General features: G+C 43.7%; 23 protein-coding genes and 3 riboswitches. All 23 genes read left to right on the top strand.

What is annotated here, in order from left to right:
* Positions 1–1,456, top strand: a 1,456-nt coding sequence (locus tag BOD01S_RS13540) for a bifunctional metallophosphatase/5'-nucleotidase (protein ID WP_063180353.1), incomplete at its 5' end; no start/stop codon positions are given.
* Between the two features lie 239 nt (positions 1,457–1,695).
* On the top strand, positions 1,696–2,649 hold the full coding sequence (gene cbiB, locus BOD01S_RS13535) for an adenosylcobinamide-phosphate synthase CbiB (protein WP_036159722.1): 954 nt from the start codon (positions 1,696–1,698) through the stop codon (positions 2,647–2,649).
* Complete coding sequence (locus tag BOD01S_RS13530; protein ID WP_036159277.1) at positions 2,624–3,730, top strand: pyridoxal phosphate-dependent aminotransferase; 1,107 nt, start codon at positions 2,624–2,626, stop codon at positions 3,728–3,730. Before cbiB ends, BOD01S_RS13530 begins: the two co-directional genes overlap by 26 nt.
* Entirely contained in the window at positions 3,681–4,256 is a 576-nt protein-coding gene (locus BOD01S_RS13525) for a histidine phosphatase family protein (protein WP_081978066.1), read from the top strand. The genes BOD01S_RS13530 and BOD01S_RS13525 overlap by 50 nt, the downstream gene beginning before the upstream one ends.
* Before the next feature lie 39 nt (positions 4,257–4,295).
* A riboswitch (cobalamin riboswitch) is annotated at positions 4,296–4,480 on the top strand.
* Between the two features lie 241 nt (positions 4,481–4,721).
* A riboswitch (cobalamin riboswitch) is annotated at positions 4,722–4,902 on the top strand.
* 209 nt (positions 4,903–5,111) lie between these two features.
* Entirely contained in the window at positions 5,112–6,728 is a 1,617-nt protein-coding gene (gene cobJ / locus BOD01S_RS13520; RefSeq protein WP_036159275.1) for a precorrin-3B C(17)-methyltransferase, read from the top strand.
* Between the two features lie 10 nt (positions 6,729–6,738).
* A complete protein-coding gene (gene cobK, locus BOD01S_RS13515) occupies positions 6,739–7,497 on the top strand; it encodes a precorrin-6A reductase (protein WP_036159272.1) in 759 nt (252 codons plus the stop codon).
* Positions 7,497–8,171 (top strand): precorrin-8X methylmutase, encoded by a 675-nt coding sequence (locus tag BOD01S_RS13510; protein WP_036159271.1) that lies wholly within the window; start codon positions 7,497–7,499, stop codon positions 8,169–8,171. Before cobK ends, BOD01S_RS13510 begins: the two co-directional genes overlap by 1 nt.
* On the top strand, positions 8,146–9,288 hold the full coding sequence (locus BOD01S_RS13505) for a cobalt-precorrin-5B (C(1))-methyltransferase (protein WP_036159268.1): 1,143 nt from the start codon (positions 8,146–8,148) through the stop codon (positions 9,286–9,288). Before BOD01S_RS13510 ends, BOD01S_RS13505 begins: the two co-directional genes overlap by 26 nt.
* Positions 9,263–10,462, top strand: coding sequence for a bifunctional cobalt-precorrin-7 (C(5))-methyltransferase/cobalt-precorrin-6B (C(15))-methyltransferase (locus tag BOD01S_RS13500; RefSeq protein ID WP_036159718.1), 1,200 nt, complete (start codon positions 9,263–9,265; stop codon positions 10,460–10,462). The genes BOD01S_RS13505 and BOD01S_RS13500 overlap by 26 nt, the downstream gene beginning before the upstream one ends.
* On the top strand, positions 10,459–11,166 hold the full coding sequence (gene cobI, locus BOD01S_RS13495; RefSeq protein ID WP_036159266.1) for a precorrin-2 C(20)-methyltransferase: 708 nt from the start codon (positions 10,459–10,461) through the stop codon (positions 11,164–11,166). The genes BOD01S_RS13500 and cobI overlap by 4 nt, the downstream gene beginning before the upstream one ends.
* Positions 11,166–11,942, top strand: a complete 777-nt coding sequence (gene cobM / locus BOD01S_RS13490; RefSeq protein WP_036159264.1) for a precorrin-4 C(11)-methyltransferase — start codon at positions 11,166–11,168, stop codon at positions 11,940–11,942. Before cobI ends, cobM begins: the two co-directional genes overlap by 1 nt.
* On the top strand, positions 11,939–13,078 hold the full coding sequence (locus tag BOD01S_RS13485) for a cobalt-precorrin 5A hydrolase (RefSeq protein ID WP_036159262.1): 1,140 nt from the start codon (positions 11,939–11,941) through the stop codon (positions 13,076–13,078). The genes cobM and BOD01S_RS13485 overlap by 4 nt, the downstream gene beginning before the upstream one ends.
* On the top strand, positions 13,071–14,426 hold the full coding sequence (locus BOD01S_RS13480; RefSeq protein WP_036159261.1) for a cobyrinate a,c-diamide synthase: 1,356 nt from the start codon (positions 13,071–13,073) through the stop codon (positions 14,424–14,426). Before BOD01S_RS13485 ends, BOD01S_RS13480 begins: the two co-directional genes overlap by 8 nt.
* Positions 14,426–15,064: a precorrin-2 dehydrogenase/sirohydrochlorin ferrochelatase family protein gene (locus BOD01S_RS13475; RefSeq protein ID WP_036159258.1), complete on the top strand. Its 639-nt coding sequence runs from the start codon at positions 14,426–14,428 to the stop codon at positions 15,062–15,064. Before BOD01S_RS13480 ends, BOD01S_RS13475 begins: the two co-directional genes overlap by 1 nt.
* On the top strand, positions 15,061–15,819 hold the full coding sequence (gene cobA / locus BOD01S_RS13470) for a uroporphyrinogen-III C-methyltransferase (protein WP_036159256.1): 759 nt from the start codon (positions 15,061–15,063) through the stop codon (positions 15,817–15,819). The genes BOD01S_RS13475 and cobA overlap by 4 nt, the downstream gene beginning before the upstream one ends.
* Entirely contained in the window at positions 15,816–16,376 is a 561-nt protein-coding gene (locus BOD01S_RS13465) for a nitroreductase family protein (protein ID WP_036159254.1), read from the top strand. The genes cobA and BOD01S_RS13465 overlap by 4 nt, the downstream gene beginning before the upstream one ends.
* Before the next feature lie 11 nt (positions 16,377–16,387).
* A complete protein-coding gene (locus BOD01S_RS13460; RefSeq protein ID WP_036159252.1) occupies positions 16,388–16,927 on the top strand; it encodes a cob(I)yrinic acid a,c-diamide adenosyltransferase in 540 nt (179 codons plus the stop codon).
* Entirely contained in the window at positions 16,927–18,405 is a 1,479-nt protein-coding gene (locus BOD01S_RS13455) for a cobyric acid synthase (protein WP_036159250.1), read from the top strand. Before BOD01S_RS13460 ends, BOD01S_RS13455 begins: the two co-directional genes overlap by 1 nt.
* A riboswitch (cobalamin riboswitch) is annotated at positions 18,398–18,576 on the top strand. It overlaps the preceding gene by 8 nt.
* A gap of 171 nt (positions 18,577–18,747) precedes the next feature.
* A complete protein-coding gene (locus tag BOD01S_RS13450) occupies positions 18,748–19,608 on the top strand; it encodes a class I SAM-dependent methyltransferase (RefSeq protein ID WP_036159248.1) in 861 nt (286 codons plus the stop codon).
* Complete coding sequence (locus tag BOD01S_RS13445) at positions 19,592–20,629, top strand: FecCD family ABC transporter permease (RefSeq protein ID WP_036159246.1); 1,038 nt, start codon at positions 19,592–19,594, stop codon at positions 20,627–20,629. Before BOD01S_RS13450 ends, BOD01S_RS13445 begins: the two co-directional genes overlap by 17 nt.
* A 2-nt stretch (positions 20,630–20,631) precedes the next feature.
* Positions 20,632–21,411 carry an ABC transporter ATP-binding protein gene (locus tag BOD01S_RS13440; protein ID WP_036159244.1) on the top strand — a complete coding sequence of 260 codons (780 nt, stop codon included), beginning with the start codon at positions 20,632–20,634 and terminating at the stop codon, positions 21,409–21,411.
* A complete protein-coding gene (locus BOD01S_RS13435; protein WP_036159242.1) occupies positions 21,412–22,392 on the top strand; it encodes an ABC transporter substrate-binding protein in 981 nt (326 codons plus the stop codon). It abuts the gene before it with no gap.
* Positions 22,392–23,084, top strand: coding sequence for a hypothetical protein (locus BOD01S_RS13430; RefSeq protein WP_036159240.1), 693 nt, complete (start codon positions 22,392–22,394; stop codon positions 23,082–23,084). Before BOD01S_RS13435 ends, BOD01S_RS13430 begins: the two co-directional genes overlap by 1 nt.
* Positions 23,085–23,106: the final 22 nt, after the last annotated feature.

Genomic DNA, 23,106 nt, shown 5'->3' with positions numbered 1-23,106 from the left:
TTTATTACTTCATGCAGGGGACGCTTTCAGCGGTACACTTTACTTCAACGAATTTTTAGGCAAAGCAGATCTTGAATTCATGAATGCTATGGGATTCGATGCAATGACATTTGGTAACCATGAATTTGACCTGGGCGGCAGTGAAGATGGACATAAGGCACTGACAGAATTTATTAAGGGCGCTAAATTCCCATTAATCACAGCTAATATTGATTTCTCAAAAGACCCATTATTCAATGGCTTATTCAGTGACAGCTATGCGGTTTCAACAGAGTACGGGAAAATCTATAACGGTATCATTAAAGAAATCGACGGCGAAAAAGTCGGAATTTTTGGTTTAACAACTGAAGAAACGAAAGATCTTGCATTCGTTGGTTCTGTTGCCTTCGAAAATTACATTGAAGAAGCAAATAAAGCAGTTGCTGCTTTAGAGGCACAAGGCGTTAATAAAATTATTGCGCTGACACATATCGGCTACAATGATAACCCTAAAGTAGATAATGATATTTTGCTAGCCAAAAATGTAGAAGGCATCGATGTTATCGTAGGCGGACATAGCCACGACAAGCTGGATAAGCCTTTTGTAGTAGATACTAATACGGTTGGAGCCGCTAAAGATACTACATTAATCGTTCAGGCAAATGAATATGGTAAGTTCCTCGGAACAGTTGACGTTACTTTTGATAAAAACGGTGTTGTTACAAAATATGATGGTCAGTTGATTGAAATCGCCAAAGTGGCAGCTGATGAAGCTGGTTTAAAGATGCTTGAGTCGTTTAAAAAGCAAGTTGAGGAAGTATCTAATAAAGAAATCGGTGTTGAATTGAAAACAGCGCTTGAGAATCCACGTGGAAGTGAAGAGAATCCTTTCAGTGTACGTGCAAACGAAACGATTCTAGGAAACTTAATCACAGACGGTATGCGTGCTAAAGCACAGAAGTATACAGATAAAAAAGTGGTAATGGCATTGCAAAACGGCGGAGGTATTCGTTCAGAAATCCCAGCTGGTAATGTAACAGTCGGACAGGTAATTACAGTACTTCCATTCGGTAATACTCTAGCTCTAATGGATGCAACGGGAGCTGAACTAAAAGCAGCCTTTGAAGTTTCAGTGAAAAATGCACCTGAGGAAAACGGCGGATTCCTACATGTATCCGGAGGCCGTGTAACGTATGATTCTTCAAAACCGACTGGTCAACGTGTTGTGTCTATTGAAATATTAAATGAAGACGGTACTTACACAGCACTCGAAGACAGCAAAACATACACAATTGCTACAAATGCCTTCACAGCAAAAGGTGGAGACGGCTTTGACATGTTCAAGGCAGCTTATGCAGAAGGCCGTGTAACAGATTTAGGCTTATCTGATTGGGAAAACTTCCAAGAGCATTTAACAAGCGGCATCACAATTCCGACTGAAACAGAAGGTCGTATTGTCGACGTAGCAGCAAAATAATACTATAAGGGGTCGTGTTAAAAGTCATTTTGACTTTTAACACGGCTTTTTTTATTATAAATCTCTACTGTACAATATTGCTTCAGAGAGGATTACATCAACATGTCATCAACCCTCTTGGATGTCTCTTTTTTTTCTCCAATTGATTGTCTTTAAAAAATGATTATTCAAAAAACACGAAGCCTGTAGTATAGTGAGGATTATTTATTGAATTTTATTGTAAAGCAGGTGGAATTTTGATTCATGTACTTATCGGGCTTGGTGCTGTTGTAGTTGACCGGTGCGTAGGTGATCCAAAAAAATGGACGCACCCGGTTATTTGGATCGGCCAGTTTATTGCCTTTTTGGAAAAGCATTGGAATAAAGGAAACAAAAGAAGAGAAAAAGGTCTAGGTCTTGTAATTGTCACCGTATTAACAACAGCAGTCGCGGTTGGGAGCATTGTCTGGGTAAGCTACACACTGCATTGGATCTTCGGTATTGTCGTAGAAATTATTCTTATGAGCTTGGCATTAGCTCAAAAAAGTCTAGATGAAGCAGCGATGCTAGTCTACAATGCACTGGAGGCAGAGGATTTACATACGGCACGGGAAAAGCTTGGCTGGATTGTCGGCCGGGATACGGAACATTTAGCGGAAAGCGAAATTGTCCGTGGCGTAGTAGAAACCGTGTCTGAAAATACGAGTGATGGGGTGACAGCTCCGCTATTTTACGGGCTGCTCTTCGGTGCTACAGGGGCCTGGGTGTATAAAGCGATTAATACACTTGATTCTATGGTTGCCTACAAAAATGAGCGCTATAAGGACTTTGGCTTTGCAGCGGCTAAGCTGGATGATGCGGCAAATTTTATTCCAAGTCGTATTACAGGCTTTTTACTGCTTATCCTTACAAAACCGGCAATATGCAAGCCGATTGCAAATCGCTTTACCCAGTGGAGAAGGGATGCAAAAAATCACCCAAGTCCTAACAGCGGCTATTTAGAGGCAGCTACAGCAATCCAAATGGGAATACGGCTCGGTGGTGAAAATGTGTACGGAGGAAAAAGGTCGTTTCGAGCGTATATGGGCCAGCCATATTTTAAGATGGAAAGAAGCCATATTTTAAAGTCCATTCACCAGATGTATTTTGTAACCATTTACTTTCTAACCGCAATAGGAGGGATGATTTTTGCCATATCCAGCGCATGGGGCTAATGCAGGGGAGCTATATAGGCTATTAGGTGTTAAGATGCCCAAAAATATTATTGATTTAAGTGAAAATGTGAATCCGGCAGGGGTTCCCGAATCTATACAGCGAGCTTGGCCGAAACTGATTGATGCAGTTTCGCATTATCCGGATGAACAGGCTGAGCCATTTCGCACAGATGCGGCAAAATTTCATAAAGTGCCGCAGGAGCAGATCATCGTCGGCAACGGCGCTGCTGAATGCTTAATGGTATTAGCCAAATATTTTTCAGGAAAAACGGTTGGACTGTTAGAGCCTGCTTTTTCAGAGTATAGACGTACATTGCTGCAGGAAAAAGTACAGGTTGTATCCATTCTTGTTGATAATATTTGTACATACCAATTTTCTTTGGAAACTGTAAAAAAACATATGTATTCGCTTGATGCTCTCTATCTATGCAATCCAAATAATCCGACAGGTGTCCTAACACCCAAAAAGCAAATTGAGGAGCTTTTACAGCATGGACAAATGACTAACTGTGCCATTGTAGTGGATGAGGCATTTATGGATTGGACAGACGAAAAAGAGAGCGTTATTTCTCTAGTCAGCCAATATGATAACCTGATTGTGCTGCGGTCTATGACTAAAATGTATGCATTAGCGGGTATTAGACTTGGTTACATAATCAGCGGCCGGGCGCAGCAATTTAGCGGCTTTTTCCCCCATTGGAATGTTAGTGGGATTGCCATTCAACTTGGCTGCCTTTGTCTGAAAGAAGAGCAGTATGTAAAGGAAGCCAGGCAGTATAGTGATCAAGCAAGAAGAAAATTAACAGATTTTTTAGTTGACCATGGCTGCGATGTATCGAAAAGTGCAGCAAATTTTATATTATTCAGGCTTCCTGAAAACTACAATCCGGATCATTTTTTTATGTCCCTTTTGATAAAGGGGGTTGTCCTTCGGCATACGAAAAATTATACTGGCTTAAACGGGCAATGGTTTCGGGTTGCCGTAAAGCAGGCTGAACAAATAGCCATATTCAAGCGGGAGTTTACAGAATATGAACAAAACAATTCGAATGTACCGGCATGGCGAGACCGAGTGGAATAAACAAGGAATATTGCAAGGATGGCTTGATTCTCCGCTGACAGAGCTAGGTGAGAAACAGGCAATGTCAGTTCAGTGGCATCCTGATATTGTATATACAAGTGATCTTGGCCGAGCAGTGATGACGGCGCACCTGATGTTCCCGAAGCAGTCTGCTAAACTGGATATACGGCTGCGTGAAATTAATTTAGGGAATTGGCAAGGACAAGAAATCGCAAAGCTAAAAGCTCTACCGGAGTACCGCTGCTATTGCGAGCAGCCGAAAGCATTCATACCAAGCTCACAGGAGCCATTTGACCAAGTAGCAAAACGGATGTTATTGTTTTGCGAAAGTCTATTACATCTGCCATATGAAAACATCGCAGTCGTTTCCCATGGGGTATCCATAGCATGTTTGCATGCTGCTCTTGAACAGCGTCAGCTCGGTTCGTTATGGCAAGAAGAATTGCTAAGAGGCGGAGATTATTTGGAGCTTGAGTGCCATCATCAAGAATGGCGTGTAAAAAAAATGACTTTACAGAAAATTTAGAGTCATGCTATACTAGGTCCTGTTAATAAAACCATATATTGTGATAGTTCTAGTAAAGGTACTACTTTATGTAGTTTAAAAGGGAAGTACGGTGAAAATCCGACGCTGTCCCCGCAACTGTAAATGCTGACGATGACGAAAAATAACCCACTGTACGGTTTGTATGGGAAGGGATGTCAAAGGATGAAGCAAAGCCAGGAGACCTGCCTTGCTGGACGACTGTACATTTCTTCGGGGAATAGGAAATGGGAGCGGGTATTTTTGCGTTTCCATTTCAAGCTGCCGGGTAATGTAGGTAGCTTTTTTATTTTGCGTAAAAGCTGAACAAGCTTATGACATGTGGACAATGATCAGGGACACGTAATTTTAAGAAAGCGGACGGTTTGCCGCTACTTGCCGAATAGCGGCAAACCAAAAAATAAGGCGTCACTTTAAGCCGCCCTTTTTACAGGAAAGAATACAATTGAATAAGTAACATCATAAAGTGCTCAAGTAATTGAGATAATAGGGAAGCTCGTGAAAGTCGAGCGCAGCCCCCGCTACTGTAATTGCTGATGAAATCATAAAACCACTCGTGTAAACCGGGGAAGGTATGAAAGTAAGAAGAAGCAAGAGCCAGGAAACCTGCTTTATAATGTAAAACTGACTTTTCGGAGGGGGAAGTACAGGTGAAGCAGCCATTGCTGATAGTTGTGTTTATATAACGATTTATATAAATTCACAAGCCTGTAATCCTCTGAAAGGGACTGCAGGCTTTTTATGTTTCATATAAACTAAGCTTTATCAATTTTGCAAAAGGCAGAAAAACCACGCTGCTTTTTAATTGGGCGCTACTTTCTGACGGGAGGGGACATTTTGGAAAAGGGGAAAATATTCGTTGTCGGCTTTGGACCGGGCGACTATGAGCATATTACAAAACGAGCAGTGGATGCATTAAAGCAAAGTGATTATATCATTGGCTATAAAACGTATGTTGAGTTAATCGAGCATTTAGTGACAGCTAAATCAATTGTCAGTACAGGCATGACGGAGGAGGTATCACGTGCACAGGAGGCTGTTCGACAGGCAGAGGCAGGAAATATTGTTTCTGTCATATCAAGTGGAGATGCCGGTGTGTATGGAATGGCCGGTCTTGTTTACGAAGTATTGATTGAACAGGGGTGGACGGAAGCAACAGGGATAGCAGTTGAAGTTGTGCCTGGTATCTCAGCAATCAATTCCTGTGCCAGTCTGCTCGGAGCACCGGTCATGCATGATGCGTGCACAATCAGCTTAAGTGATCACCTGACACCTTGGACAGTTATCGAAAAACGGATTGAAGCAGCGGCAATGGCGGACTTTGTCATCGCTTTTTACAATCCGAAAAGCGGCCGGCGCACTAGGCAGATTGTAGAGGCGCAGCGCATCCTTTTAAAATACCGATCGCCTGCAACACCTGTAGGGTTAGTGAAAAGTGCTTACCGTGAAAGTCAAAATATCGTTCTGACAACACTTGCTGAAATGCTGGAACATGATATTGGTATGCTGACAACAGTGGTAGTCGGGAATTCTTCGACATTCTTTTATGATAATAAAATTATTACACCCAGAGGCTATCAGCGGAAATATACGCTTGGAGAAGAAGTACAGCCTCTTAAGCCGCATCAGCGTTTACGCAAGGAAAATGAACCATGGGCACTCGACCAGGAGACAGGAGAAGCAAAAGATGGCTTTGAAAGAATAGAAGTGCCGAAAAAACTAAAAAAAAGCACATTGGAAATGGCCCATATGGCGTTGGAGCTTGTCAGCGGAAAATCGACACCTATTGTGAAGCAAACAATGGAGTCCATTTTTGAATTTGCCGTAAGTCCAGGAGTTGCCAATAAAATCATTACGCCAAAGCAAATGATGCTCTTAGCTGAAATAGCTGGTGAAGAAGGCACGATCGAATATACACCGGAACATCGCCTGCTTGTCAAAATACCGACTGAACAACCTGAGGAAGTTGTCGGACGCCTGCGTGACGAAGGTCTGCTTGTACTGCCGATCGGAGATGTACTAAATGTAAAAGCCTGTGATTTCTGCTACGGGGAAAAAGCTGAGTCTATTCCTTATGCAGAAGAGATCGCCAAAACGCTTGGTGGCATGAAGCTTCCAAAAGAATTACATATAGGGTTCAATGGCTGCGGAATGGCCTGTTACCGTGCTGTATTTGATGATATTGGTATCGTATACCGTAAAAAGAAATTTGATCTGTTTATTGGGGCTAAGCCGGTTGGCCGGACAGCTCATGCAGCTCAGCCAGTGGCAGAAGGAGTAGAGCCAGAGGAAATTGTGCCGTTACTCACAAAAATTATCGATGAATATAAGCAGAATGCTCATCCGAACGAGCGCTTGTTCAAATACTTCAAACGCGTGAAGAAAATTTTGCATTATACGTATCAGGATATGAGCTGCAAAATCGAAGTTGAGCCGGCTCCGTGTGGTGATTAGGAGGATATGCATGATTTTATTTTTAGCAGGAACGAGTGATGCACGAGCATTGGCGAGCCGGTTACAGGCAAAAGGCTATAACTTGCTGGCGTCTGTTGTAACGGATTCAGCTGCTGTGAGTCTTCAAGCGGAAGGAATTCCATACCGTGTCGGCAGAATGAATGAAGAGCAGATGCTGGAGCTAGTAGATACGCGATCTGTAAAATGCATTGTTGATGCCAGCCACCCCTTCGCTGAAGAAGCTTCAAAGACGGCGATGAATACCTCGCTGTGTCGGAATATTCCGTATATAAGGTATGAAAGACCGGATGTGCCATTTGAGCATCCGCTCATTACGAAGGTCGATAGCTATGAAGAGGCGGCTCTTACCGCGAAGGAACGAAAAGGCGTAATTATGCTGACAACGGGCAGTAAAACACTTGCTGTTTTTACGAAGCATTTGCTAGGAGAGGATCTTCGTCTGCTTTGCCGTATGCTGCCGAACAAAGAGAATATGGAAAAGTGTGAGAGTCTTGGACTCGCACAAAAAGATATTATCGCTATTCAAGGTCCATTTTCAAAGGAGCTGAATATCGCACTTTACAACCAATATGGGGTGACTCAGATGGTGACAAAGGAAAGCGGGAAGGTCGGCTCAATCGATGAAAAAATGGAAGCAGCTATCGAGCTGGGGATCGAAATTATTTTAATCAAACGACCAAGGATTGAATATGACAATCGCTGCACTACTTTTGAGGAAGTGGAGCAGCAACTAGGAGGATTTTTCTGATGGCTAATATGAATTTCAATACGGCATTTACACCTTTAACAGTGGATCCAGATAAAATTTACGATTACAGTTTTTCGATTATTAAAGAGGAAATGGGCGACCATTCCTTCACGGATGAGCAATGGATGGTCGTGCGGCGCATTATTCATGCTTCTGCTGATTTTGAATTAGGACGCAGTGTGATCTTTACACCGGATGCAGTGGAAGCAGGCATTCAAGCGATTTTAAAAGGAAAGCACGTAGTGGCGGATGTTCAAATGATCGAAAGTGGCTCAGGACGCAAGCGTTTCCAAAAACACGGGGGAGACCTGCACTGCTACATTGCTGATCCGGACGTATGGGCAGAAGCAAAGGAACAGGGGACAACTCGCGCCATTATTTCCATGCAAAAAGCGGTGCGTGAACATGAGGGTGGTATTTATGCAATTGGAAATGCTCCGACAGCACTGCTTGAATTGATCCGTCTTATTAAAGAGGGTATAGCCAAACCTGATCTAATTATCGGTATGCCGGTTGGTTTCGTCTCTGCCGCCGAGTCGAAAGAAGAACTAGCTCTTTTAAAAGGAATCCCATTCATCACAAATGTAGGACGTAAAGGTGGTAGTACAGTTACAGTAGCTGCGCTGAATGCCATCTCGATTTTAGCGGATGAACGAGCAAAAGAAGAAGAGTAAAAAAGATCCTTCTGAAATGCGGCATGGCTATACAACCGGTGCATGTGCAACGGCGATGACGAAAGCGGCACTTATCGCACTTATTACAAAAGAGGTGCCTGAGCAGGTGACGATTTATTTACCGGTTGGACAATTCGCGACATTCCAAGTGGAAGCGTTTCATGTGACTGCGGACACGGTAATGTGCGAGACGATTAAGGATGCGGGAGATGATCCGGATGCAACCCATCAGGCCCGTATTCAAAGTACTGTCCGGTTATTGCCATCATCTACTATTCGGATTGACGGGGGAATTGGTGTAGGACGTGTGACGAAGCCCGGTCTTCCTGTTCCGGTAGGAGAAGCAGCGATCAATCCTGTACCACGTAAAATGCTGTATCAAGTTATTGAAGAATTGACACAGCAATATGGGATCAGCCAAGGGGTGGAAGCAGTCATTTCTGTTCCGGATGGCGAGGAGATAGCCAAAAAAACATTGAACGGACGTCTTGGTATTATTGGCGGTATTTCCATACTAGGAACAAGGGGTACTGTCGTTCCGTTTTCAAGCTCAGCCTATATGGCAAGTATTGTCCAAGCAATCAGCGTCGCAAAAGCAGCGGGCTGTGATCACCTTGTCATTACAACAGGGGGACGCAGCGAAAAATATGCGATGCAGCAATACCCCGAATTGCCGGAGGAAGCTTTTATTGAAATGGGCGATTTTGTCGGTTTTACGTTAAAACACATTAAAAGGCTAGGTATAAAAAAAGTGTCTCTCGTTGGCATGATGGGCAAATTTTCGAAGGTTGCACAAGGTGTCATGATGGTGCATTCGAAAAGTGCTCCTGTTGACTTCCACTTTTTGCAGCAACTTGCACGTAAGGCAGGTGCTCCCGACCAATTGGTAACGGAAGTGTTAGAAGCAAATACAGCCTCTCAAGTAGGGGAATGGATGCTGGAACACAACATACCGCGTTTTTTTGAAGAACTATGCAAAAGCTGCTGCTATCATGCGATTGCCCATGTAAAAGGCGGAATCAATGTATCTACATCGCTTTATTCGATGAAGGGCGAATGCTTAGGAAAGGCTGAAAATATAGATGAAATCGATGAAGATGATTGGAATCGGGGATAACGGAGCAAATGGTCTCCTCCCACAATATATACGGTGGATAGAAGAAAGTGAAGTGCTTGTTGGCGGAGAACGTCATCTAGCCTTTTTCCCTCACTATAAAGGTGAAAAAGTTATATTAAAGGGCGGGCTTTCCAAAATAGCAGACTATTTAATAGAAGAAACTCGTTCTGTCGTCATATTGGCATCGGGTGATCCATTATTTTACGGCATCGGCGGGTTACTCGCCAAAAAGGTGCCTGTGGAAATCTACCCTTATGCAAGTTCTGTGCAGCTTGCTTTCTCCCGCATGCAGGAGTCATGGCAGGATGCTTATATCACAAGCCTTCATGGTCGTTCCATTAAAGGGTTTGCCCAAAAGATTGACGGTTATAAAAAAGTCGCTGTATTAACAGATGAGCACAATACGCCGAATGAAATTGCAAAGTATTTGAAGCATTTCGGGATGAATGAATATGAGGCATTTGTAGCAGAGAATCTTGAAGGGGTAAATGAGCGCTGCGGCTTTTACTCATTAGATGAGATGGAACAGCAGATATTTTCACCGCTAAATGTAGTGATCCTCCGTCAAATAACGCAGCCGCCAATTTTCCCGATAGGTATTGAGGATGAACTGTTTAGTCAGCGAAAGCCGGATAAGGGTCTTATTACAAAAAAAGAAATACGTATGCTGAGCCTGCAGGCAATGCAGCTGACGAAACACAGCATCGTCTGGGATATCGGCACATGTACAGGATCTGTAGCAATTGAGGCCGGCAAAATTGCCCGGGAAGGAGCAGTTTACGCAATCGAGAAAAACGTGCCTGACTTGGAAAACTGCCTTGCCAATCAGCAGCGTTTCCGTGTGGATATGACAACAAAGCATGGAAAGGCCCCGGAAGGTTTAGAGGAATTCCCTGATCCAGATGCTATTTTTATCGGGGGTTCGGGCGGCGAAATGGAGCAGCTTTTGACAGTTTGCATACAGCGTCTGAAAGATAATGGACGTTTTGTCATGAATGTCGCCACGATTGAAAACTTATATAAAGCGGTCGAATGTTTGAAAGCACTTGGCTGTGAAGTGAATATACTTCAGGCTCAGTTAGCAAGAAGCAAACCGATTCTTGATATGACACGTTTTGAGCCATTGAATCCCATTTTTATCATTACTGCTACAAAGAAAGGAACAGATGAATGAGCAACTTAGGTATGTTATATGGGCTGGGTGTCGGACCGGGTGATCCAGAGCTGATTACGGTGAAGGCATTCCGGATGTTGAAGGAATGTCCGGTTATCGCCTATCCAAAAAAATTACGGGGCAGTAAAAGCTATGCACAGCGGATTGTTGATGTATATATAAATCCGGCTGAAAAAGAAATGGTCGGTCTTGTTTTTCCTATGACGAAAGACGAGGAAGTGCTGAATCGGGAGTGGAGAAAATCAGTTGAAGAAATCTACTTGCATTTAGCTGCTGGAAAGGACGTAGCCTTTGTAACAGAAGGAGATCCGATGCTTTTCAGTACATTTATTCATTTAATGAAATTGATGCAGGAGCTTTATCCCGAGGTGCCGATTGAAACGATTCCTGGGATTTCTTCCTTCAACGGTTCGGCAAACCGTCTCGGTATTCCGCTTGCCGATGGGGATGAGCATGTGGCGATGATTCCGGCACATGACGATATGGATGCAATGAGAAAAGCAATTGAAAATCATGATGCCGTTGTATTCATTAAGGTTGCAAAGGTAATCGATGAAATGCTTGTGCTGTTAAAGGAGATGGGCCTGTATAATCGGGCACATGTTGTCACAAAGGTGACATCGGATGAGGAAATCATCTGGCAGCTTGATGATTTGGCAGGAGCTGAATTGAATTATTTATCATGTATGGTGGTGCGAAAATAATGAAAAAAATTTGGATTGTCGGGGCAGGTCCGGGTGACCCGGATTTAATTACAGTGAAAGGTTTACAGAAACTTCAAGAAGCGGATGTCATTATGTATACAGATTCACTTGTAAGTGAAGAGCTCATAGCAAGAGGTAATCCCGCTGCTGAGATCATCCGTACAGCAGGTATGCATTTGCAGGAAATGGTGGATTGCATCATCGCACGTGTAGAGGAAGGAAAGATGGTAGTCCGTCTCCATACGGGAGATCCGGCGATGTATGGTGCCACAATGGAGCAGGTAGCTCTATTAAAGGAGCAGGGCATCGGCTATGAGATCATCCCAGGTGTAAGCTCTGTTTTCGCCGCCGCCGCAGCTGTAGGTGCAGAGCTGACAATTCCCGATTTAACACAGACACTCATCCTTACCCGGGCGGAGGGGCGTACACCCGTACCGGAGTTTGAACAACTACATAAGTTAGCAAGTCATCATTGTACGATTGCTTTATTTTTAAGTGCAACATTAACAAAAAAAATCGTAAAAGAATTACAGTCAGCAGGATGGTCGGATGATACACCGGTAGCCGTTATCCAGCGGGCATCGTGGCCGGATCAAAAAATTGTCCGAACAACGCTGATCGAACTGGATGAAGCAATGCGTGTAAACGGTATTCGCAAGCATGCAATGATTTTAGCAGGCTGGGCGCTTGATCCATCTATCCATGAGAAAGAATATCGTTCAAAACTGTACGACGAAACATTTACGCATGGTTATCGAAAAGGTGTGAAGAAATGATCGAACTGCAGGAAGGAATCATCCCTGAAATTATTGTAAAAAAACCCTATGCTCTTGTAGCTATTACAAAACACGGTGTAGCACATGCAAGACGTTACGCTGCGCTGTTTCCTTACGTAGATGTGTATTACATGGAGAAATTTTCATACGGTGATGAGAATCTGCGCGGAATCCAGCTTTTTACCGGTTCCGTTCGGATGCTGCTGCCTGCGCTGTTCAAACAATATAAAGGAATGATTTTAATCATTTCACTCGGTGCAGTCGTTCGAATGATCGCACCGTTATTAATAGATAAAAAGGTAGATCCGGCAGTTCTTGTTGTAGATGATAAGGGCGAGCATGTTATAAGTGTTGTCTCCGGACATATCGGCGGTGCCAACGCATTGACGAAGGAAGTAGCCGAAGCAATTGGCGCTAAGCCTATCATTACTACCGCTTCTGATGTACAAAAAACGATTCCTGTCGATTTATTTGGCGCTCGTTTTGGCTGGGTATGGGATGCGGAGGACAAGCTGACACCTGTCAGTGCGGCGGTCGTTAATGAGGAGCCGGTTGCAATCGTGCAGGAAACCGGTGAACGAAACTGGTGGATGCATGATACGCCGATGCCTGACAATCTACATATTTATAATGCCATCGAGGATGCCATAGCAGCAAAACCGAACGCAAGCCTTCTTATTACTGATCGAATATTAGCCGAAAACGAGCAGGTGCTGCTTGCAAATGGTGTAGTGTATCGCCCAAAATCCCTTGTTATAGGAATGGGGTGCAATCGCGGAACTCCATTTGAGGAAGTGGAACAGGTGATTTTACAAACACTTGAGGAGCTGCAGCTATCCGTAAAAAGCGTAAAAGCGCTGGCAACCATTGACCTGAAAAAAGATGAGGAAGCTCTCCTGCAGGTAACAGCTAAATATGATTGGGAATTTGTCACCTATACCCCGGAACAATTAAATGAAATGCCGTTGCCTAACCCATCGGAAACGGTATTCAAGTACACAGGTGCCTACGGCGTAAGTGAACCTGCTGCCATGCGTTATGCAAACAGAACAGAATTAATTCTGCCTAAAAAGAAAAGCGGCAATACAACCATTTCAGTCGCCCGTTTATTATTTGAGGAGGAATCATATGAATAATCGATTTGTTTTGGCGGGTACCGGCAGTGGTGTTGGAAAAACGACCATCACGATTGGTATTATGCGTGCGTTAATGGTCAGGGGCTTTTCGGTGCAAGGCTTTAAATGCGGTCCTGATTATATCGACCCTTCCTATCATACCGCTGTAACGAACCGTCCATCCCGGAATATTGACAGCTGGATGCTCTCACATGAAGTTGTACAGACAATTGTCAGCAGAGCCTCAAAAGATGCAGACGTCTCGATTGTCGAAGGAGTGATGGGGCTTTATGATGGCAAGTCACCTCTTACAGACACAGGTTCTACAGCAGAAATTAGTCTTATCACGAAAAGTCCGGTTATTTTAATCGTTAACGCAGCAAGTATGGCGCGCAGTGTTGCAGCCATTGTAAAAGGGTTTCAAGTATTGAATAAAGATATTCAGATTGTAGGTGTCATTGCTAATCAGCTTGGCAGCAAAGGACATTTTGATATTGTGAAAGCAGCAATTGAGCAGGAATGCGGAGTCCCAGTTATCGGTTACTTGTTAAAAGGTGCTGTTGAACCGCTGCCAAGCCGTCACCTCGGTTTGGTTCCGGCTATTGAGCGTGGTGAGCTGGATCATTACTTTGATGCACTCGCAAGAAAAGTGGAAGAGACTGTGGATCTTGATCAGCTATTAGCCATTACAAAGGCGGAAGAACTACCGGAGGCTTCTCCTATTTTTGAAAAAAAGAAAATGGATGAAGTACATTTAGCGGTGGCAAGGGATGCTGCATTCAATTTTTATTATGAAGAGAACCTTGAGTTACTAGAAGCCGCAGGTGCAGTTTTACATTATTTTTCACCCCTTGCCAATGAAGCAGTACCAGAAGAAGCACAAGGTCTTTATATCGGCGGCGGCTTCCCGGAGGAGTTTGCAGAACAGCTGGCCAGTAACACGGCAGCAAACGATTCGATTCGGGATGCTATTCAAAATGGCCTTCCGACGTTAGCAGAATGCGGCGGCTTTATGTATTGTACCGAAGCTATTGTAACAAGAAGCGGTAAACGCGTACCGATGCTCGGTCTGATACAAGGAGAAGTTGTGATGCAGGATAAGCTGGCAGCACTTGGTTATCGTGAAATTACCGGCACAACGGGCAATTTTTTGATTGGGAAAGAGGAAGAGGCAAAAGGGCACGAATTCCATTATTCAACATTTGAAGGAACTCATGCATCTCCGGCTTATTTTACAAAAAGCAGGTTCCGTACACAGGCGGAAGGCTATTTGCATGGCAATCTGGTAGCTGGCTATACGCATTTTCACTTTGCATCTAATCCGAAACTGATTGAAAACTGGTTAGAAGCGTGTAAGGAGGGGTGTTGATGAGTTATTATCCAATCTGTTTAAATCTTGACTACAAAAAAGTCGTAATCGTAGGCGGAGGTCATGTGGCGAGGCAGAAGCTGCAGTCGTTATTGCCGACAAAAGCGGAAATCGTCATCATTAGTCCGGTAATAGTACCTGAGATAGAAGCTTACATCCAGCAGGGTGCAGCAACATGGTATGAAAAACATTTTGAAGCAAGTGATCTGGACGGAGCAGCTTTAATATTTGCTGTCACGAACCTTGAAGAAATAAATGATGCCGTCGAGCAAGCTACCCAGCATTGGCAGCTTTTGAGCAGGGCAGATGCGAAGGGGCGTGTAGATTTTATTAACCCGGCAGTCGTGAGACGTGGAGATTTCTTACTCACTGCATCTACCTCTGGGGCAAGCCCGACGCTGACAAGGAAGGTAAAAGAGGAACTGTCTGCTGCCTATGATGAGGCTTATGAACAGTATGTAGCCTTTTTAAAACAGGCTCGATTTGAATTAATGGACACGATACAAGAACCAACTATAAGAAAACAAGCACTGCAGACACTCGTCTCTTCTGAGATTTTAGAATGGATTCGAGAAGGAAATACAAAGAAATGCGAGGAGTTTTTACAGCAGCTGCTGCAAAAGGAGATAACAAGATGAATGGAAAGGTGTATCTAGTTGGCGCAGGTCCAGGTGATCCAAAGCTAATAACAGTATACGGTCTGGAGTGCATACAACGTGCCGATGTTATCGCCTACGATCGTCTCGTTAATAAGGAGTTATTAAAACATGCAAAACCGTCAGCAAGATTGGTTTACTGTGGAAAAGAGCCTGGAAAGCATGCGCTGATCCAGGACGAAATTAATGAGTTGCTTGTAGATGAAGGATTGAAGGGGCATTGTGTCGTTCGTCTAAAAGGAGGAGACCCCTTTGTATTTGGCCGCGGGGCTGAAGAGGCAGCTGTGTTGAAACAAGCTGGAGTTCCTTTTGAAATTGTCCCCGGTATCACAGCAGGTATCGCAGCCCCTGCTTATGCAGGTATACCGGTAACTCACCGTGATTATGCGACAAGCTTTGCTATTGTTACCGGTCATGGTAGAGCCGAGAAAGGCCAAGACTTTATAGATTGGTCCTCTTTAAAGGGGATTGATACAATCGCTTTTTATATGAGTGTTGGAAACATCGAACATATCTCAACCCAGCTCATGGCAAACGGCAAGGCTTGTGATCTACCCGTAGCCGTTATTGAATGGGGCACAATGGACGAACAGCGTACCATTACAGCTACCCTTGAGACAATTGCGGCATGTATTCAAAACGAAAACATACGAAATCCGTCAATGATTCTGATCGGAGATGTTGTAAAAGTAAGAGAGCAAATTGAATGGTATCAAGAAGGGGTGATGAGTACATGACGGTACTTGAAAAACTGAAGCAGAGACGGGCAATTCGTCAGTATGAACAAAAACCGGTGGAACGGGAAAAAATTGAACAGCTTCTGCAGGCAGCAACATATGCGCCAAATGATCGGATGCGCGAGCCATGGCATTTTTACGTCCTACAAGGAGAGAGCTTGAAGCGCTATGAAGAAATGGCAGCAGCCTATTTAGAAGAACGTTTCCCGACAAAACCCCAACTCGTGGCAAGTTCACTTGCGGTCGTTCAAACAACACCACTTGTTATTGTTGTAACTGCCGATACGGTAGAAGGGGATGAGGCAGCAACAAAGGATAATGAATTTGCTGTTTGCAGCGCCATCATGTCTATGTGGCTTACTGCAGAAGAGCTTGGACTTGGTTTTGTTTGGCGCACACGTGGTGTTGGTCTTGTTCATGACGAGCGGATGCACCAATTTATCGGTGCACAAGACAATCAGCGTGTTATCGGAACATTGTTTATCGGTTATCCGGCGGAAACGCCCACAGCCGATAAAAAGCGCACTCATTTTAGTGAAAAGACAACTTGGCTTTAGGAGGAATCACCTTGACGAAAAAAGGATTAGTGCTTGTTTATACAGGAGATGGCAAGGGAAAAACGACTGCTTCACTTGGTGTAACAATTCGGGCGATTGGGCGTGGTATGAAGGTGAAATATCTTCAATTCATTAAATCACCTGATCGCACATACGGTGAACAGCTTGCACTCCGAAAGCTTGGTGTCGAAACAGAACAGCTCGGAATCGGCTTTACTTGGACGAAAACTCCGGAAGAGCATCGTACTGCTCTAAAAAAAGCATGGTTCAAAGCGAAGCAAGCTCTTCAGGATGAAAACACTGATGTACTTGTTCTCGATGAACTGAATAATGCACTAGCTATCACAAAGTTTCCGATTGATGATGTACTCCCTCTTGCTGAAGTATTGGAAGCAATCCAAAACCGCCCTCAGCATATGCATGTCGTTATAACTGGACGTTCAGCCAATCCTGCGATGATCGCACTCGCAGATCTTGTTTCTACAATTGAACCGACGAAGCATTACTATGCTGATCAGGACCGCACAGCTGTGAAAGGTCTTGAGTTTTAATGAAGGCCCTCATGATTCAGGGGACAGCGTCTGATGTAGGAAAAAGCGTCATCTGTACGGCGCTATGCAGAATATTGGCAAACGACGGTTACCGTGTAGCACCTTTTAAATCACAGAATATGGCACTCAACTCCTATATAACTGAAGACGGCGGTGAAATTGGGCGTGCCCAGGGTGTTCAGGCGGAAGCAGCAAGAACGATTGCGACTACTGATATGAATCCAGTACTGCTTAAACCAAAGGGTGACATGATATCGGAGGTCATTGTGCACGGCAAGCATTTTGCCAATATAGATGCAGTGACCTATCGGGAGCAGTTTGTGGAAATGCTTATGCCGAAAGTAAGGGAATCCCTTACTCGTTTATCAGCATCATACGATGTTCTTGTATTAGAAGGAGCAGGCAGTCCGGCGGAAATCAATTTAAAACAGCGTGATATCGCAAACATGCGTATGGCTCATGAGACGGATGCAGCTGTTATTTTAGTTGCAGATATAGAACGGGGAGGTGTTTTTGCATCCCTGGTCGGTACTTTGATGCTTCTGGATGATGAAGAAAGAGCGCGTGTTAAAGGAATCATAATTAACAAGTTTCGAGGCATGAAGGAACTGCTGGATAGCGGTGTTAAATGGCTGGAGGACTATACGAATATTCCAGTGCTCGGTGTTATTCCATATATCGATGTTCAAATTGAAGCTGAAGATTCGATGGCTTTATCAAGCTTGCGTTTGAAAAAACCGCAGTCAGAAGAGTTTCCAATCGATGTGGCTGTGATCTGTTTCCCGCGTATATCAAATTTTACAGATATTGACCCATTGATGGATGAACCACAAGTAGGTGTCCGTTTTGTAAAATCGTTAGCTGAGTTGAAAGAGCCAACCGTCATTATTTTACCTGGAACAAAAAACACTGTAGAAGACTATGAATGGCTTGAAAAGACTGGGTTAGCAAAAGCTATTCATCATTCAGCACAAAAAGGCAGTTATATTTTCGGTATTTGCGGCGGCTATCAAATGCTTGGTGAAACACTCATCGATGAACAGGCGATTGAGGGAACTGGCGGGTTGACTAAAACATTAGGACTGCTGCCATTGGAAACGGTGTTCGTACCCGAAAAGCAAACAATACAGGTGTCAGGACAGCTTACGACCGGTGAAGAGGTTTCCGGTTATGAGATTCATTTAGGACGTACGAGGGCACTGCAACTCATCAAGCCATTTATCCAGCTGCATGATGGACGCACTGATGGAGTGCGAAGTGACGATGACCGGATTATCGGCACATATTTGCACGGCATCTTCCATAACAGGCAGTTTACGAGAAACTATTTCAATACCATTCGTTTAGAAATGGGGCTGGCAGTGATAGATGGAGAAGTGCAAGCCGAAGAAGAACGCAGGGAGCAGGCATATGACATGCTTGATCGGCATGTGCGTCAGCATTTAAACATGGAAATTATTTATTCATTTATTACATAACATGTCGTTTGGTGTAGTGAGAACTACTTAAAAGGGAAGTGTGATGTAAGTTCACCACGGTACCCGCCACTGTGAAACGGAGCAGCAAATCAGCACCACTGCAATATGCGGGAAGGGATTTGCTTTGCGATGATGTGAAGTCAGGAGACCTGCCAGACGGTCACGAAGTGTACCCACGGGATTATGGGAAGCATTGTACTACATATATTAGTGCTTGCTTTTCCTCATGTAGATATTTCATTGTCTACATGATTTTTTATGCAAGTGTTTAAGAAATTCAGAGATGAACAATCAACGGATGAAAATATTGTCTATTTTGTGTTTGAGAAAGGAGCGAGACATATGAAGGGACCGTTAGCTATTGATTTTGAAAAGCTGTGGCAGGAAGGTATGCATGATTGGCAGGGCCAAATGCCGAAACGGATGGTGGATGATTCGCTCGAGGAAGCATTTTGGGCCCAATCGATGAAGAAAAAGTCATACAAACAAACCGACGAACATGCAGCGCCGATTTATGAGGCAATGAAACGGTATATAAGCCCTGATGATACAGCAATCGAGATTGGCCCTGGATGGGGAAATTATACATTCCCTTTGGCAGAGGATACTGCTGCATTAACATGTGTGGACGCTTCTGAAAGTGTGCTCACGTATTTAGCCCAATATTTCGATGAATCTTCAAATGTCCAATTTGTTCATGCAAAGTGGGAAGAAGCAGAACTGGATCCACATGATATTGTCATCGGAGTGAATTGCTTTTACCGGATGTATCATATGCTTGAGCCGCTGAAGAAGATGAATGAGCTGGCGAAGAAAAGAGCAATCATCGGCATGACAACGGGGCCTATCCAGCCGCATTATCAAGTATTGGATAAGCAGTTTGGCTATTCCATTAAATATCCTCGAAGAGATTATATTGAAATATTAAATATGCTGTACCAGCTTGGTATCTATGCGGATTGTCAAATGTTATCTCTAGAGCGTACCTATTCGTATGATACAAAGGAGCAGCTGCTTGAGGCTCAGAGTAAAAAAATACTCGATGAATCATTTGAATGGAAACATGTTGAACAGGCATTAGAGCCATTTATTGAGAAGACAAAGAATGGCTACTATTATCGTCACCAATTTTATGCAGCGATACTTTCATGGGAACCGGTCAAGCGGACTGATGGAAATGGTCATCATGAAAAAGAGATTTAATTTAGTAATGATTGTCCTAGCGGTACTGCTTTTCATCGCAATGACAGTCGCTGTCATGATTGGCTCTGTCGATATAACGCCGCTCATCATCTGGCAGGTGGTACTTTCTCATTTTGCCGTAGATCTAGGGGCACAGCCAACAAGCGCTCAGGCAATTATCATTTGGGAGATCCGTGTTCCCCGTGTCATACTTGCAGCAGTAGTTGGGGCGGGACTGGCAATTAGCGGTGCAGCCATTCAAGCACTTGTTCGGAATTCCATCGCTGACCCATACATTTTAGGTGTGTCGTCCGGTGCTTCAGTCGGTGCAACATCCGTCATTTTGTTAGGGGCATTCAGCTTTTTAGGAGTGTATGCGCTCTCAACTGCAGCATTTCTAGGTGCCATGATGGCAGTCTCGATTGTGTTTTTATTGGCACGTGTTAACGGACGTACATCTGTTGTAAGATTGCTGCTCGCAGGGATAGCCATCTCTCTTGTTTTCTCTGCTGCCACGAATTTTATGCTGATGACTTCTAAAGAAGAAGGCGGTATCAAGGCCGTCATGCATTGGATGCTCGGCAGTTTGGCAGGAGCTAAATGGAACAATATTGGCATTCCGATTGTTGTCTTTGCAATCGTTTTTATCTTATTAACCATATGTTACAGACAATTGAACGCCCTTCTTATGGGGGAAGAAACGGCTGCAACATTAGGGCTGTCAATCGAGAAATTCCGTTTTGTAATTATTGTGCTTGTTTCATTGTTGACTGGTGTCCTTGTTGCTGTTAGTGGATCTATCGGTTTCATCGGTCTCATTATCCCACATATCGTTCGAATGATTGTTGGCTCAAATTATAAATATGTATTGCCGATGAGCGCTCTTATAGGAGCAGTCTTTCTTGTTTGTGCAGACGCGTTTGCCAGATCCGTCATTTCCCCGGAGGAAATGCCTATTGGGATTATAACAGCATTGTGCGGCTGTCCTTTCTTCATTTGGATGCTTCGAAAACAAAGTTATTCGTTTGGAGGTGGTGAATAGAAGTGCTTGATATACAGCATATTTCATACGACATTCAGGACAAGCAAATTTTAAAGGATATTTCCTGCTCGGTCCAAAAAGGGTCCTTCATCGGCTTGATTGGACCAAACGGAAGTGGAAAATCAACGTTGCTAAAAGTGATGTACCGCTATTTCAAGCCGTCAAACGGTCTTGTCGTGATGAATGAACAGGATATTTGGAAAATGCCAGAAAAGCAATATGCAAAGGAAGTAGCAGTTGTCAGTCAGGAATCACCGGTCATTTTTGATTTTACGGTGAAAGAGCTTGTTCTGATGGGCCGCACTCCTCATAAAAAACTGTTTGCCCGTGATACAGAAGAAGACTTGCGCATTGTAGAGGAATGCATGGCACTGGCTGATATTGCACATTTAGCAGATCGTCAGTTCAGCAATTTATCCGGCGGAGAGAAAAAGCGTGTAACAGTAGCGCGTGCTCTTGCTCAGCAAACGGATATCCTCATTTTGGATGAGCCGACAAATCATTTAGATATTGAGCACCAGCTGCAACTGATGGACTTGATTCATAGCTTGCCGATTACGATCATTGCAGCCCTGCATGATTTAAATTTAGCTGCCGCCTACTGTGATGATTTGATTGCATTGAAAGATGGAGCAGTGCACTATCATGGAACACCAGACGAAGTATTAACAACAGAGAAAATAAAGGAAATTTTCCGTGTTGATACGGTCCTCTCTACTGACCCGGTGACGAAAAGACCACATATACAATACATGTCGAAAAGATGGAAAGAAGGGAAATAGATGAAACTGAATAAAGTCTGGCTGGCTTTCCTTATAACGGTTCTACTGCTTGCAGCATGTGGAAAAGAAGCAGAAGTGAAGGATGCAACTGCTAATGATGAGAAGGATACGCCCTCAGAGGTTGTTGTTGTCGAAAATGAAGGTATGAAACAGGAATATACTAAAGCACCGACAAAGGCGGTTTCCTTAAACCAGCATGTTACGGAAATTATGCTGGCACTGGGACTCGAGGAGTCAATGGTTGGGACAGCCTATTTGGATGATGAAATATATGAGCCGCTGCAGAATGCATATGAACAAGTACCTGTACTTGCTGAGCAGTACCCGACGAAGGAGCAAATAATCGCAAGTGGTGCGGACTTTTTATACGGTGGCTGGAGCAGTGCTTTTGATAAAAAAAGTATCGCTTCTCGTGAGGAATTATTAGAACTGGGAATACACTCCTATCTACAGTCATCATCTGTTATGCTTGCACCGAAGCTGGATGATATCTATACGGATATACGGAACATCGCAAAAATTTTTAGAGTAGAAGAACGGGGAGAAGAACTTATTTCACAAATGACGAAAGATATTGAAGATATTACTTCTAGGCTGCCTGATGTGAAAGAAGATTTGCCTGTATTGGTATTCGACAGCGGGGAAACTGAAGTATTTACGGCTGCGCAAAACTTTATGAATGAGCTTGTGACGATGGCTGGTGGTGTCAATATTTTCGGTGATGTAAAAGGAAAATGGACGACAGTTTCAAAAGAGGATGCAGTAGAGCGGCAGCCTGAAGTAATTGTTGTAATCGATTATGGATCCACAACGGCAGAGGAAAAAATTAATTTCTTAAAATCAGACCCAGCACTAAAGACAACGCCTGCTGTACAAAATGACCGCTTTGTTATCTTGCCACTATCAGCCGCTTCTGAGGGAGTACGTGTTGCAGAAGCACTTAGTATTTTAGCAAAAGGCTTTTATCCAGGAAGTTTCTAATGGAGATCAAAGAATTGCTGCAACAGAGTTTTCAGCAGGCCAGCATATTGCCAATGCCAAAAGATACATATGCCACATTAAGTCAACGAGATGATTATGCGTATGTTAGTGTAGCGCCTGGTATCATCAATAAACATTTTACAGGCGAACAGCTGCTAGTGTTGGCACAAGTCACCGAGAACGGTGCAGTTAAATATTCAGCAAGCCATACACTGCTTCTGTCTATTCCGAAACATGAATTAAGTCAGGCAGTTGAGCAGTTGACGAAAGTAGGACTATATGTTGTACCTACAGGCGCGTGTGCTGTACTAAAATGTTGTGACTTTTGTGATGGAGAGCGTTTGGAAGCATTACCTGTAGTAAAACAAATGCTGCAATCCATTGAAGGAATGGCTGCAAAAAAGAGACTTCGCATCGGTTTTAATGCCTGTGCTTCAGCATGTTATAACGCCGTGTATGATGATATAGCGATAATTTACCATAACGGTCAAGCGGATCTATTGGCAGGAGCGGTGCAAATGGGGAGGCACGCAAAACCCGGAAAGCTATTGATCAGGAAAGTTCCGGAATTTTTCATCACTCAGCTAGTACAAAAATTGATAGATCGTTATTCACAGGAATCACACGAAAAGGAAACATTTGCTGTATATATAAAACGCCATTCGGAGCTGTCTGAATGGTTAGAGGAATAATTATGTCAACTGCTACAGAAAT

It is taken from the genome of Lysinibacillus odysseyi 34hs-1 = NBRC 100172 (assembly GCF_001591965.1).
GTDB classification, from domain to species: Bacteria; Bacillota; Bacilli; order Bacillales_A; family Planococcaceae; genus Lysinibacillus_B; species Lysinibacillus_B odysseyi.
This window is presented reverse-complemented; position numbering and strand designations above follow the sequence as displayed.

Excerpts from the sequence above, each read along its gene's own strand:
- BOD01S_RS13525 (WP_081978066.1), top strand. The coding sequence starts at position 3,681 with ATGAACAAAACAATTCGAATGTACCGGCATGGCGAGACCGAGTGGAAT.
- cobK (WP_036159272.1), top strand. The coding sequence starts at position 6,739 with ATGATTTTATTTTTAGCAGGAACGAGTGATGCACGAGCATTGGCGAGC.
- BOD01S_RS13510 (WP_036159271.1), top strand. The coding sequence starts at position 7,497 with ATGGCTAATATGAATTTCAATACGGCATTTACACCTTTAACAGTGGAT.
- BOD01S_RS13505 (WP_036159268.1), top strand. The coding sequence starts at position 8,146 with ATGAACGAGCAAAAGAAGAAGAGTAAAAAAGATCCTTCTGAAATGCGG.
- BOD01S_RS13500 (WP_036159718.1), top strand. The coding sequence starts at position 9,263 with ATGAAGATGATTGGAATCGGGGATAACGGAGCAAATGGTCTCCTCCCA.
- cobI (WP_036159266.1), top strand. The coding sequence starts at position 10,459 with ATGAGCAACTTAGGTATGTTATATGGGCTGGGTGTCGGACCGGGTGAT.
- cobM (WP_036159264.1), top strand. The coding sequence starts at position 11,166 with ATGAAAAAAATTTGGATTGTCGGGGCAGGTCCGGGTGACCCGGATTTA.
- BOD01S_RS13485 (WP_036159262.1), top strand. The coding sequence starts at position 11,939 with ATGATCGAACTGCAGGAAGGAATCATCCCTGAAATTATTGTAAAAAAA.
- BOD01S_RS13480 (WP_036159261.1), top strand. The coding sequence starts at position 13,071 with ATGAATAATCGATTTGTTTTGGCGGGTACCGGCAGTGGTGTTGGAAAA.
- BOD01S_RS13475 (WP_036159258.1), top strand. The coding sequence starts at position 14,426 with ATGAGTTATTATCCAATCTGTTTAAATCTTGACTACAAAAAAGTCGTA.
- cobA (WP_036159256.1), top strand. The coding sequence starts at position 15,061 with ATGAATGGAAAGGTGTATCTAGTTGGCGCAGGTCCAGGTGATCCAAAG.
- BOD01S_RS13465 (WP_036159254.1), top strand. The coding sequence starts at position 15,816 with ATGACGGTACTTGAAAAACTGAAGCAGAGACGGGCAATTCGTCAGTAT.
- BOD01S_RS13455 (WP_036159250.1), top strand. The coding sequence starts at position 16,927 with ATGAAGGCCCTCATGATTCAGGGGACAGCGTCTGATGTAGGAAAAAGC.
- BOD01S_RS13450 (WP_036159248.1), top strand. The coding sequence starts at position 18,748 with ATGAAGGGACCGTTAGCTATTGATTTTGAAAAGCTGTGGCAGGAAGGT.
- BOD01S_RS13445 (WP_036159246.1), top strand. The coding sequence starts at position 19,592 with ATGAAAAAGAGATTTAATTTAGTAATGATTGTCCTAGCGGTACTGCTT.
- BOD01S_RS13435 (WP_036159242.1), top strand. The coding sequence starts at position 21,412 with ATGAAACTGAATAAAGTCTGGCTGGCTTTCCTTATAACGGTTCTACTG.
- BOD01S_RS13430 (WP_036159240.1), top strand. The coding sequence starts at position 22,392 with ATGGAGATCAAAGAATTGCTGCAACAGAGTTTTCAGCAGGCCAGCATA.